Genomic DNA, 11784 nt, shown 5'->3' with positions numbered 1-11784 from the left:
ACATACTAAGATTAGTAGTGAAGAAATTTCCGACGGGAGAGAGTATTCACTACTTTTTCTTTATGTTAAAGTAGTGGTGTCTTGTAAAGTCGTAGGGCTCTATGGCGCTAGACGTCGCTTGACAAACTGGCAAAACACCTTGTTTTAGGTGGAAGTGAAGTTCTAGAGGATGAGTTCGAGAAAATGTGCACTTAATTTGATAATTCAAGGATTTGTACTTGCTTTCTGAGTTCATAGATCTGAACCTTAACCTCATTTGTCAATTCCATAATCAATAAAAATAAGGACATTCCAATAAAGGAAGTCCTTTTTTAACACTACTATAAATCAAAGACATTTTCATGATCCATTTTATTCTATAGTCATTGACCAAAGTATAATTTTGGGTCAAAATTTGGTCATGATTTGGTCAAAAAGACAAAAAATACTTAATTATTTTTAAAAATGAACTTGTGATGATTGCCTTTAAATAAACACTTTGAATTTTCTTTGTATTTGTTTACATTTCTAAAAATGCCCCCTGCAGGAATCGAACCTGCAACTACTCCTTAGGAGGGAGTTGTTATATCCATTGAACTAAGGGAGCTAGAGAAAAACTCTGCTGGGTAAGCAGAGTTTTTTAGTCGAATTAACGACGGATTTCTTTGATACGAGCTGCTTTACCTTGAAGAGCACGCAAGTAGTACAATTTCGCACGACGTACTTTACCGTAACGAACAACTTCGATCTTTTCAACACGTGGAGTGTGGATTGGGAAGATACGCTCAACACCTACACCGTTAGAGATTTTACGAACTGTGTAGTTTTCTGAGATGCCAGCACCTTTACGTGCAATAACAACACCTTCAAAAATCTGGATACGTTCACGGTTACCTTCGACAACTTTCGCGTGTACACGAACAGTGTCACCAGGACGGAATGATGGGATATCTGTACGAAGTTGACCTTCAGTCAAGCTTTGGATTAATGGATTCATTTTATTCTCCTATCTTTGTCAATCTTGAGGAACCTTCCTCAGCGGATAAACTGTATTTTTGTGCGTCCATTACACACAAGATACAGTTTATCAAATTTCCACCTAAAAGTAAAGAAATTTATAGCAGAATTCCTAAAAAAATCGCTAGAAAACCGCCTATGTATGTTGAGGCTAAATAGCTATAAAATACCTTCTTGTCACTGATTAGTCTTTGCAGCTCATCATTCAAGGTTGAAAAGGTCGTTAACCCTCCACAAAAACCTGTCGCTAGGATGGCATAGACTTCCTTGGACTCCACATGATTGTAGAGTAGGCCAATCAAAAAACATCCTAGAAGATTGGCAATGAGAGTACCCAGTGGCAATTTAGAAGCTTGATTATAGCGGGAAAAGAAATAACGCACCAGGGCTCCGAACCCGCAGGCGATTGCAAGATAAACGATTACCATTTCTTCCTCCCTAGAACATAAGCCAATAGCAGACCTCCTCCAATACTCAAAAGCAGATAGATGATTAAGCTAAGATAACGCCCGGTATCGAGCAATTTCACAGCATCCAAGAGTAGACTAGAAAAGGTTGTTAAACCTCCGCAAAAACCCGTCCCCAGCGCCAAAACCAAGCCTTTACTAGTTCCCCTATAGACCAGATAGCCTTTCACCAGATAGACCAGGCAGAAAATGCCCAGATAATTGACAAGAAGGGTTCCCCATGGAAAGTCAGGACTGACTGGCAACTGACTAGATAAAAAATAGCGGACAAGGCCACCCGACATAGCAGCTAAAAAAATCCCTAGCGGATAGAATTGTTCTTTTTTCATTTGATGTTTTGATCCTGATAATCACGCGAACGTTTGAGAATGTCTGAAAAAGTCGCGACAATAGTCTCCTGATAACGCTTATCTTCTACTCGATTTCTGACTTTATCAAAAATAACTTCTTCTCTCTTAGTATCTAAAATAGATTTTCCTGATGCTTTCTTATAGGCAACTACACCCTCAACCAACTGCATCCGTTCTTCTAGGAGCTTGACAATTTGATCGTCAATTTGATCAATTTCTTGCCGAATAATATCTAAGTTCATACAGTCTCCTCCTTTATTTGAATTATTGTATCAAAAAGCCAGCAAATAGGCTAGTAAAATCTAGTTTAACTACTAAAAACTGCACTGACTCCTTCCAGTCAGCGCAGTTTGTTTCTTATCCTACTTTTGCAGCCAATTCTTCTGCGAATTGTTCCAAACGTTCGATGTCTTCTTCTTCGGCAGAAAGGTCTACTTTAACACACTCTGAACCTTTTTCAGCTCCTGTCGCTACAAATACACGATCAAAGTCATCAACAGCCTTACAGAATTCGTCGTAGAAGGTATCTCCTGAACCGACCACTCCGTAGATTTTGCCATTCAAGTTGAGGTCTGCTAGGTCTTCATAAAAGTCCATCATCTCGTCTGGCAATTCTCCATCACCGTAAGTATAAGTCGCAACGATCGCGATGTCCGCCTCCAAGAAGTCTGAAGCGTCAACAGTCGTACATTCATCAACATCGACATCCAAGCCCAAGTCACGCAATTTATCTGCTACAATATCTGCAATTTCTTCGGTATTACCGGTCATACTGGCAAATACAATTTTTGCTAATGCCATATCGTCCTCCTCAATTTATCTTTCTCCATTATATCATATCTTTTTCATTTTAAAAATAAAAATTCTTGTGTTACAATGAAATGAGAAAGAATTGAGGTTATTTATGGAAATTTGCCAGCAAATCTTAGAGAAAATCAAAGAATACGACACGATTATCATTCACCGTCATATGAAACCAGATCCAGATGCCTTAGGGAGTCAAGTGGGCTTGAAAGCTCTTCTCACACACCATTTTCCAGAAAAGACCATCAAAGCAGTCGGTTATAACGAACCAACTCTTACTTGGATGGCGGAAATGGATACTGTACAAGACAGTGACTACCAAGGAGCTCTTGCTATTATTTGTGATACAGCGAATCGTCCTCGTATCGATGATAAACGCTACGAACAAGCTGCTTTCACCATCAAAATTGATCACCATCCAAATGATGATATCTATGGTGACCTATCTTGGGTGGATACAAGTTCAAGCAGTGCCAGTGAGATGATTGCCCTATTTGCTCAAGAAAATCAGCTAGCTTTGTCTAGTGAAGCGGCACGACTTCTCTATGCAGGAATTGTCGGGGACACAGGGCGTTTTCTCTACCCGTCAACTAGTGCTCGAACCTTTAGAATAGCTAGCCAGCTCCGAGAAATTGATTTTGACTTTGCTAGACTGTCTCGTCAAATGGATACCATGAGCTTCAAGATTGCAAAATTGCAAGGATATGTTTATGATCACTTAGAAGTTGATGAGAATGGGGCTGCACGGGTTCTACTCACTCAAGACATCTTGAAAAAATATAAGGTTACGGATGCTGAAACGGCTGCGATTGTCGGAGCACCTGGTCGAATTGATACCGTTAAGGCTTGGGCTATCTTTGTTGAACAAGCTGATGGTCACTTCCGTGTGCGTATGCGCACTAAAATTACCCCTATTAATGAAATTGCCAAAGAACACGACGGAGGAGGACATCCATTAGCTAGTGGCGCCAATTCCTATAGTCTAGAAGAAAACGAAATCATCTATCAAAAGTTAAAAAACTTGCTTAAAAACTGATAAAATACTTGCCAAACTTTTCAGAATCTGATAGACTAGTATGGTAACAATCTATGGCTCGCAAAGAGACCATGGCAGAAAGGAAATATTGCAAAATGAAAAAAGATATCCATCCAGAATATCGCCCAGTTGTCTTCATGGACACAACTACTGGTTACAAATTCCTTAGCGGTTCAACAAAACGCTCTAACGAAACTGTTGAGTTCGAAGGCGAAACTTACCCATTGATTCGTGTGGAAATTTCATCAGACTCACACCCATTCTACACTGGACGTCAAAAGTTCACTCAAGCAGATGGACGTGTGGATCGTTTCAACAAAAAATACGGTCTCAAATAATGATAAAAAAGAACAGTTACCACTGTTCTTTTTTTGTACTTCTTTTTATGAACCAATCACTACTACTTTCTATGTTGTCAACCTTCACGCTGACACTATAATTGATTTCAAACGAGTTTAAAAAATATCGAAAAGAAGCTTGATATTGAGAATGGTCAAGATGATTGAAACTGCGTAACCTAGGATGGTGTTCCACTTGGCATTGGTGAATTCTCCCATCAGTGACTTCTTAGAGGTCAGATAGATTAAAGGGAAGATTGAAAACGGAAGAGCGATTGACAGAAAGACCTGTGAATAGACCAATAACTGATCCAAGGTTTTTTCTTGATGTCCAAACAAAACGGCGACTATAATCACAGGTAGCAATGCAAAAATACGGGTACCGATACGGATCATCCACTGAGGCAATTTCAGATGCAAGAAGCCTTCCATGACAATCTGTCCTGTTAAGGTACCTGTAATGGTCGAATTTTGTCCACTTGCTAAGAGAGCTAGGGCAAATAAAGTTGACAGAGTTGAGCTAGCTATAGCTCCTGCTATTGTCGAATCCTGTAAAGCATTGTACATTTGGGAGAAAGCTGAAATTTCAGATGCATGACCAAAAAAGAGAGAGGCCCCTAAAATGAGCAGTAAGGAATTGACAATAAAGGCGAGGGACAACTGAAGATTTGAATCCCAGGTCATAAAACGAACGGCTTTTCGAACATCCTTCTTATCTTTGTGATTGATTTTCCTTGTTTGGGATAGGGATGAATGAAGATAGAGATTATGGGGCATGACTGTCGCTCCCACAATTCCTAGAGCCAAAGTCAATTGGCTTTCATGACCTGGTAATGGTGTTTCAAATAATGTTGGAGTCGGTAAATAACCACCCAAAATACCCTGAATACTTGGATTGGATAAAGCCACCAGATAGGTAAAGATGGCTAATATGGTTAAAATAAGGGTCGTAACAATGGCTTCAATTTTTTTGAAGCCAAATTTCATCAACAACAACAAAAGAAATACGTCTAAAACGGTTAAGAGGATAGCGACCATAATTGGTATTTTAAATAAAAGATTTAAGGCAATCGCTGAGCCTAGAACCTCAGCTAAGTCGGTCGCCATTAAAGCTAATTCTAAAATCACCCATAAACTATAACGAAGCCACTTGGGAGCATGATGTGCAGTTGCCTGTGCTAGGTCCATCTTAGTTACGATACCGAGCTTTCCAGCCATCTGTTGTAGTTGCATGGCAATGATGGATGAAATCAAAATAACAAATAAGAGACTATATTTGTAGGAAGCACCACCAACCACACTGGTGATCCAGTTTCCTGGATCCATGTAGCCAACTGCCACAAGAGCTCCAGGTCCTAAGAATGCTTTTAGATTTTGCCAAAAATGATTGTTATTTGGAGTCTCAATAGATTGATTGATCTCAGAAAGAGAGACTTTTTTATAAGAGGACATAGGGATTTTACACTTTCTAATCTGTCTTTACATATTTCTTAATAGAATATTTTTTGAAAGAATGATGAAAATAGTTTACCTATTTCCAATTCACGCTTATTATATCACATTTTAGAATGATTACAAATAAAAAAAATGATAGTTGAAAGAAGCAATATCAGTATTGCAAAAGCCAGCGTTTTCTGACGCTGGCTTTAAAACTGTAAAAATTCTTTCTCAACTAGATCGCTTCTGTGACAAAACTACGACTTTCTAGCACCTTAAGCATGGCATTTGCTGTGTCTAGTGCTGTAAAGAGTGGCACACCATGTTCAATGGCTGAACGGCGGATTTGCTCACCATCTTCGTCAGCAGTTCGCTTGGTTCCGACAGTATTGATGATCGCTTGGATTTTTCCTTTACGAACAAAGCTTGGGATATCCTTCTCATCATCACCAATCTTACCAACAGGCTGGGCATGCAATCCATGGCTAGCAAAGAAGGCTGCAGTTCCTTCTGTCGCGAGGATACCGTAACCGATATTTTGGAAACGGCGAGCCAAGTCCAAGGCTTCTTCTTTGGTATCATCTGCAATGGTGAAGACTACATTTCCGAAAGTTGGCAAATGGAGGTAAGAAGCTTCAAAGGCTTTATAGAGAGCTTTTTCTAGAGTAGCATCAGAACCCATGACTTCCCCTGTTGACTTCATTTCAGGACCAAGTAAGCTATCTACCTTAGCTAACTTGGTGAAGGAGAAGACTGGAGCCTTGATATGAACGCGAGTACTTTCAGGGTAAAGTCCATCTTGGTAACCAAGTTCTGATAAACTTTGACCAAGAATGAGCTTAGTTGCTACCTGAGCCATAGGGATATTGGTTACTTTTGAAAGGAATGGAACTGTACGGCTGGCACGTGGATTAACCTCAATAACGTAGACTTTTTCATCCTTGATAACAAACTGGATGTTCATCATACCAAGACAGTTAAGACCAATTGCTAGGCGTTTGGTGTAGTCTGCAATGGTTTCCTGAACCTTTTGCGACAAGGTTTGTGGAGGATAAACGGCCATTGAGTCACCTGAGTGGACACCGGCACGTTCGATATGCTCCATGATACCAGGAATGAGGACATTTTCCCCGTCTGAGATGGCATCGACTTCACACTCTTGCCCAACGATGTAAGAATCGACAAGGACTGGATGGTCTGGACTGGCCTTAACAGCGGTACGCATGTAAGAACGAAGGTCTTCTTCGTTTTCGACGATTTCCATAGCACGTCCACCCAAGACATAAGATGGACGAACGAGGACTGGGAAGCCAATCTTGCGAGCAGCAAGCACCGCTTCTTCTTCATTAGTTGCTGTTTGTCCTGGTGGCTGTGGAATATCCAAGTCTTTGAGGGCTTGCTCGAAGAGGTCGCGGTCTTCGGCACGATCCAAGTCAGCTACTTGGGTACCAAGAATGGTCACACCTGCTTTTGCCAAAGGCTCTGCAAGGTTGATAGCTGTTTGACCACCAAACTGAACAATAACGCCTTTTGGTTGCTCCAAATCAATGACATTCATCACATCTTCGAATGTCAATGGTTCAAAGTAAAGTTTGTCTGATACCGAGAAGTCGGTAGAAACGGTCTCTGGATTTGAGTTCATGATGATCGCTTCATAACCAGCAGCCTGAATCGCCTTAACAGAGTGAACGGTTGCGTAGTCAAACTCAACCCCTTGTCCGATACGGATTGGACCTGAACCTAGGACAAGTACAGATTCCTTGTCAGACTTGATAGACTCATTTTCCCAACCATAGGTTGAATAGAAATATGGTGTTTCAGAGTCGAATTCTGCCGCACAGGTATCGACCATCTTGTAAACTGGGACAATCTTGTTTTCCAAGCGAAGTTGACGAACTTGCTCAGCTGTCGTTTTCCAGAGTTCCGCAATCTTACGGTCTGAGAAACCATTAAGTTTAGCAGTTTTCAAGACTTCTAGATCTTGTGGATGGGCACCTAATTCTTGCTCAATTTCAAAGATGTGCAAGAGTTTATCAAGATAAAAGATATCAATTTTCGTAAGCTCAGCGATTTCTTCTGGTGTGTAACCACGGCGAATAGCTTCTGATACGTAGAAGAGACGGTCATCTTGGGCCTTGACAACCTTTTCAATCAAGGCATCATCAGAAACGGTTGCCAGTTCAGGCATTTCATTGTGGTGAACCCCAATTTCAAGTGAACGACAGGCTTTTAGAAGAGATTCCTCGATGTTACGACCAATGGCCATGACTTCCCCAGTCGCTTTCATCTGAGTTCCGAGACGGCGTTCACCTTTTTCAAACTTGTCAAATGGGAAACGAGGAATCTTAGCAACAACATAGTCAAGCGCTGGTTCAAACATAGCATAGGTTGATCCTGTAACTGGGTTAATAACCTCATCCAAGGTCAATCCTACTGCAATCTTAGCAGCCAATTTAGCGATTGGATAACCCGTCGCCTTAGAAGCAAGGGCGGATGAACGAGATACACGAGGGTTTACTTCGATGACATAATACTTAAAGCTATGAGGATCAAGTGCCAACTGAACGTTACATCCACCTTCAATCTTGAGAGCGCGGATAATGCTCAAGCTCGCGTCACGAAGCATTTGGTTTTCATAGTCTGACATGGTTTGTGCTGGGGCAAATACGATGGAGTCTCCTGTGTGAATCCCAACTGGGTCAAAGTTTTCCATGTTACAAACAACAAGGGCATTATCAGCTGAGTCTCGCATCACTTCGTACTCGATTTCCTTGAAACCTGCGATTGAACGTTCAATCAAACATTGGGTAACAGGTGACAGTTTCAACCCATTTTCAGCGATTTCACGCAATTCTTCCTCGTTGGCACACATACCACCACCAGTACCACCAAGGGTAAAGGCTGGACGAACGATAACAGGGTAGCCGATTGATGCCGCAAAGGCAACAGCTGCTTCTACTGTGTTGACAATTTCAGATTCTGGAATTGGCTGCTCAAGCTCTTCCATCAATTGTTTAAAGAGGTCACGGTCCTCTGCTTGGTCGATGGCAGACAATTTAGTACCTAAAAGCTCTACCCCAAGCTCATCTAGGATACCATTTTTAGACAATTCCATGGCCATATTGAGTCCTGTCTGACCACCAAGAGTTGGAAGCAAGGCATCTGGACGTTCCTTACGGAGAATACGTGTCACAAACTCGAGTGTGATCGGTTCGATGTAGACCTTGTCCGCAATCTCCTTGTCCGTCATGATGGTGGCAGGGTTTGAGTTCACCAAGACAACTTCATAACCTTCCTCTTTCAAAGACAAGCAGGCCTGGGTCCCAGCGTAGTCAAACTCAGCAGCCTGACCAATAATAATCGGACCAGAACCAATCACCATAATTTTTTGAATATCAGTACGTTTAGGCATTTATAAGATATTAAGGGCGTCAAGCGGGCAAAGCTAAAATAGGAGTTATGACGAAGAACTATCAGTTCTAGGAATAACTATCTTTTTAGCACCGTCCGTAGCCCGTATTCAGTTCAGCAAATACGGACCACCCTTCTCCTTTCTATTCGGCAACTCTCTGGTTGCCATTAAATAAATTCTCTGACGATTTCTCACTCGTTTTTAGTTTGCTTGTTTAAAAGCTTCCATCATCTCGATAAATTCATCAAATAGGTAGCTTGCGTCGTGTGGACCAGGAGCTGCGTCTGGGTGGAATTGTACAGAAAAACCTGGTTGGTATCTGTGGCGAACTCCTTCAACTGACTTGTCATTGATTTCTTCGTGGGTAATGATCAAATGCTCTGGCAAGTCCTCACGGCTAACTGCATAACCGTGGTTTTGGCTGGTAAAGTCTACGCGTCCTGTTGCAATTTCACGTACCGCGTGGTTAAATCCACGGTGACCAAATTTCATCTTGTAGGTCTTCGCCCCGTTTGCCATGGCAAAAAGTTGGTGTCCCATACAAATACCGAAAATTGGAATTTTCCCTTGCACACCACGAATCATGTCCAGTGCTTCTGGAACGTCTTCTGGGTTACCTGGACCATTTGACAACATAACTCCATCAGGATTTAGGTGGAGAATTTCTTCTGCCGTTGTTGAATACGGAACGACGGTCACGTTACAGTTACGCTTAGAAAGTTCACGTAAGATTGAGTGCTTGAGACCAAAGTCTACTAAGACCACGCTCAAACCAACTCCAGGAGCTGGATAGGAAGTTTTAGTGGAAACCTGTTTGATATTGTCTGTCGGCAAGACTGTTGCTTGGAGCTGGTCCGTCACATGGTCCATACTGTCTCCAACATGGGTCAAGGTTGCACGCATCGTACCATGCTTACGGATAATCTTAGTAAGGGCACGCGTATCAATCCCTGAGATACCTGGAATTTTCTTGGCTTTCAAGAATTCGTCCAAGGTCATTTGGTTGCGCCAGTTGCTAGCTCGACGCGCCTCTTCGAAAACGACAACTCCTTTACAAGTTGGAATGATGGATTCGTAATCATCACGGTTAATTCCATAATTTCCCACCAAAGGATAGGTAAAGGTCAAGATTTGTCCATTATAAGACTGGTCTGTAATGGATTCTTGGTAGCCGGTCATCCCTGTGTTAAAGACGATTTCGCCTGTTACATCAATATCTGCTCCGAAGGCCTTACCTTCAAAAACTGTGCCATCTTCTAATACTAGAAGTCTTTTTGTCATATTTTCACCTCTCGTGGACGCTCACTGGCGTCTTTTAACGTCTTGTGTTTTAGTTGGCGTTTCTACTCGCCAGTACGGATTCTAAGATTGCCATTCGAACAAAGACACCGTTGGTCATTTGTTGGACAATGCGTGATTTTGGTGCTTCAACCAAGTGGTCAGCAATTTCCACATCTCGATTCACTGGAGCAGGATGCATAATGATTGCTGTTTCTTTTAAGCGATTATAGCGTTCTTGGTTCAAGCCGTGTTGAGCATGGTAGTCTTCTTTTGAAAAAACGGCTCCACTTTCATGGCGTTCATGTTGAACTCGGAGTAACATCAAAACATCCACCTGATCAACAATCTCATCAATAGTTACAAACTGTCCATAGTCCGCAAACTCTTGACTTCTCCATTCCTCAGGTCCTGCAAAGTACAGTTCAGCTCCCAAGCGTTTCAAAATTTGCATATTGGATTTGGCAACGCGTGAGTGGTCCAAGTCGCCTGCAATAGCAACCTTGAGACCCTCAAAGTGGCCAAATTCCTCATAAATAGTCATCAAATCAAGCAAGCTCTGGCTAGGATGTTGACCTGAGCCATCCCCACCATTGATAATAGAAGTTGTAATCGTCGGACTCACAATCAACTCTCTGTAATAGTCTACCTCTGGGTGGCGAATCACACAGACATCCACTCCTAGAGCAGATAGGGTCAAGATGGTATCATACAATGTCTCACCCTTATTGACTGAGCTAGTCTTCACATCAAAGTCCAGTCGCTCCAATCCTAGCTTAATCTCTGCCACTTCAAAGGACTTATGTGTCCGTGTAGAATCTTCAAAGAAGAGATTAGACACGATAGGTTTGTTCTCGTAGGGAAGTTGGGCTCCATTTTTAAACTCGATTCCTCGTTTGATCAATTTCATCACTTGATCAACTGTAAGGTCTTCCATAGAAACCACATGGTTCAATGCTTGTTGGTTTTCTGACATGGCTACTCCTTCAGCTTTCTAAGCTTCTTCAGTAATCAGAACTCTGTCTTGGCCATCAAGTTCTGTCATCTCTACGATGATTTCTTCAGAACGACTGGTTGGGATATTTTTCCCAACGTAATCTGGACGGATAGGCAATTCTCTATGTCCACGGTCAACTAGCACCGCAAGACTCACGCGCGCAGGACGACCATGGCCAACAATATTATCGATCGCAGCACGGATAGTACGGCCTGTATAGAGCACATCATCCACCAAGATAACCTCACGGTCAGTCACATCAACAGAAATCAAAGAAGTATCTTCTCCGCTTTTAACATCATCACGGAAAGGCTTGGTGTCCAATTCCACAACAGGAACAGTGATGTTTTCCAACTGCTCCAAGCGTTCTTTGATACGATGAGCGATGAAAACACCACGCGTTTTTATCCCAGCTAGGATAATTTTATTCAAATCTTTATTGCGCTCAATAATCTCGTAAGTAATTCGCGTAATCGCGCGTTTGACGGTCAATTCGTCTACAACTTCTTTTGCCTTCATGACAAACCTCCAAAAAGAAAAGTCTCCTTCTACAAGGAGACTTGAAATGTATAGCCAAGCGAGCCCTACTGTAAACAGTATAGACTTCACCCTTCTACTTTATCGCGCTCCTTGCCTGCCTCACGGGACAGGTTTAAAGGACTATTTAGT

General features: G+C 42.0%; 12 protein-coding genes and 1 tRNA gene. 2 read left to right on the top strand and 11 right to left on the bottom strand.

Annotated elements, in window-relative coordinates; translation table 11 throughout:
- Positions 1 to 514 precede the first annotated feature (514 nt).
- The 6 genes from I2H52_RS01670 to I2H52_RS01645 all read right to left on the bottom strand — a co-directional run bounded on the left by I2H52_RS01670 (position 515) and on the right by I2H52_RS01645 (position 2614).
- Positions 515 to 586, bottom strand: a tRNA-Arg gene (locus I2H52_RS01670).
- Positions 587 to 628: 42 nt separating this feature from the next.
- Positions 629 to 976 (bottom strand): 50S ribosomal protein L19, encoded by a 348-nt coding sequence (rplS, locus tag I2H52_RS01665; RefSeq protein WP_001068669.1) that lies wholly within the window; start codon positions 974 to 976, stop codon positions 629 to 631.
- Positions 977 to 1094: 118 nt separating this feature from the next.
- Positions 1095 to 1424, bottom strand: a complete 330-nt coding sequence (gene crcB / locus I2H52_RS01660; RefSeq protein WP_000237394.1) for a fluoride efflux transporter CrcB — start codon at positions 1422 to 1424, stop codon at positions 1095 to 1097.
- The gene (gene crcB, locus I2H52_RS01655) at positions 1418 to 1792 is read right to left on the bottom strand and encodes a fluoride efflux transporter CrcB (RefSeq protein WP_044021006.1); all 375 of its coding nucleotides are present in this window, start codon (positions 1790 to 1792) and stop codon (positions 1418 to 1420) included. The genes crcB (I2H52_RS01660) and crcB (I2H52_RS01655) overlap by 7 nt, the downstream gene beginning before the upstream one ends.
- Positions 1789 to 2055, bottom strand: a complete 267-nt coding sequence (locus I2H52_RS01650) for a chorismate mutase (protein ID WP_001046957.1) — start codon at positions 2053 to 2055, stop codon at positions 1789 to 1791. Before I2H52_RS01650 ends, crcB (I2H52_RS01655) begins: the two co-directional genes overlap by 4 nt.
- 115 nt (positions 2056 to 2170) lie before the next feature.
- The gene (locus I2H52_RS01645) at positions 2171 to 2614 is read right to left on the bottom strand and encodes a flavodoxin (RefSeq protein WP_001162125.1); all 444 of its coding nucleotides are present in this window, start codon (positions 2612 to 2614) and stop codon (positions 2171 to 2173) included.
- A 103-nt stretch (positions 2615 to 2717) separates the two neighbouring features.
- Between I2H52_RS01645 and I2H52_RS01640 the strand changes: the two genes are divergently transcribed.
- Positions 2718 to 3653, top strand: a complete 936-nt coding sequence (locus I2H52_RS01640) for a DHH family phosphoesterase (protein WP_195593900.1) — start codon at positions 2718 to 2720, stop codon at positions 3651 to 3653.
- Between the two features lie 95 nt (positions 3654 to 3748).
- Positions 3749 to 3991 carry a type B 50S ribosomal protein L31 gene (locus I2H52_RS01635; protein WP_000710762.1) on the top strand — a complete coding sequence of 81 codons (243 nt, stop codon included), beginning with the start codon at positions 3749 to 3751 and terminating at the stop codon, positions 3989 to 3991.
- Between the two features lie 117 nt (positions 3992 to 4108).
- On the opposite strand, the gene I2H52_RS01630 is transcribed toward I2H52_RS01635, so the two are convergent.
- From I2H52_RS01630 to pyrR, 5 genes are all read right to left on the bottom strand, one after another.
- On the bottom strand, positions 4109 to 5443 hold the full coding sequence (locus tag I2H52_RS01630) for an Nramp family divalent metal transporter (protein WP_049501345.1): 1335 nt from the start codon (positions 5441 to 5443) through the stop codon (positions 4109 to 4111).
- 220 nt (positions 5444 to 5663) lie between these two features.
- Entirely contained in the window at positions 5664 to 8840 is a 3177-nt protein-coding gene (carB, locus tag I2H52_RS01625) for a carbamoyl-phosphate synthase large subunit (RefSeq protein WP_049501344.1), read from the bottom strand.
- Between the two features lie 201 nt (positions 8841 to 9041).
- Positions 9042 to 10121: a carbamoyl phosphate synthase small subunit gene (locus tag I2H52_RS01620; RefSeq protein WP_000166847.1), complete on the bottom strand. Its 1080-nt coding sequence runs from the start codon at positions 10119 to 10121 to the stop codon at positions 9042 to 9044.
- Positions 10122 to 10170: 49 nt separating this feature from the next.
- Positions 10171 to 11094 carry an aspartate carbamoyltransferase catalytic subunit gene (locus I2H52_RS01615; protein WP_049501343.1) on the bottom strand — a complete coding sequence of 308 codons (924 nt, stop codon included), beginning with the start codon at positions 11092 to 11094 and terminating at the stop codon, positions 10171 to 10173.
- Between the two features lie 18 nt (positions 11095 to 11112).
- Positions 11113 to 11634 carry a bifunctional pyr operon transcriptional regulator/uracil phosphoribosyltransferase PyrR gene (gene pyrR, locus I2H52_RS01610; RefSeq protein WP_049485335.1) on the bottom strand — a complete coding sequence of 174 codons (522 nt, stop codon included), beginning with the start codon at positions 11632 to 11634 and terminating at the stop codon, positions 11113 to 11115.
- Positions 11635 to 11784 lie beyond the last annotated feature (150 nt).

The organism is Streptococcus oralis (assembly GCF_015561235.1).
Lineage (GTDB): Bacteria > Bacillota > Bacilli > Lactobacillales > Streptococcaceae > Streptococcus > Streptococcus oralis_BK.
The sequence above is the reverse complement of the archived record's forward strand: the minus strand, read 5'-3'. Positions and strand labels throughout refer to the sequence as shown.

Coding starts and splice junctions, on each gene's coding strand:
- rplS (WP_001068669.1), bottom strand. CDS start 976: ATGAATCCATTAATCCAAAGCTTGACTGAAGGTCAACTTCGTACAGAT.
- crcB (WP_000237394.1), bottom strand. CDS start 1,424: ATGGTAATCGTTTATCTTGCAATCGCCTGCGGGTTCGGAGCCCTGGTG.
- crcB (WP_044021006.1), bottom strand. CDS start 1,792: ATGAAAAAAGAACAATTCTATCCGCTAGGGATTTTTTTAGCTGCTATG.
- I2H52_RS01650 (WP_001046957.1), bottom strand. CDS start 2,055: ATGAACTTAGATATTATTCGGCAAGAAATTGATCAAATTGACGATCAA.
- I2H52_RS01645 (WP_001162125.1), bottom strand. CDS start 2,614: ATGGCATTAGCAAAAATTGTATTTGCCAGTATGACCGGTAATACCGAA.
- I2H52_RS01640 (WP_195593900.1), top strand. CDS start 2,718: ATGGAAATTTGCCAGCAAATCTTAGAGAAAATCAAAGAATACGACACG.
- I2H52_RS01635 (WP_000710762.1), top strand. CDS start 3,749: ATGAAAAAAGATATCCATCCAGAATATCGCCCAGTTGTCTTCATGGAC.
- I2H52_RS01630 (WP_049501345.1), bottom strand. CDS start 5,443: ATGTCCTCTTATAAAAAAGTCTCTCTTTCTGAGATCAATCAATCTATT.
- carB (WP_049501344.1), bottom strand. CDS start 8,840: ATGCCTAAACGTACTGATATTCAAAAAATTATGGTGATTGGTTCTGGT.
- I2H52_RS01620 (WP_000166847.1), bottom strand. CDS start 10,121: ATGACAAAAAGACTTCTAGTATTAGAAGATGGCACAGTTTTTGAAGGT.
- I2H52_RS01615 (WP_049501343.1), bottom strand. CDS start 11,094: ATGTCAGAAAACCAACAAGCATTGAACCATGTGGTTTCTATGGAAGAC.
- pyrR (WP_049485335.1), bottom strand. CDS start 11,634: ATGAAGGCAAAAGAAGTTGTAGACGAATTGACCGTCAAACGCGCGATT.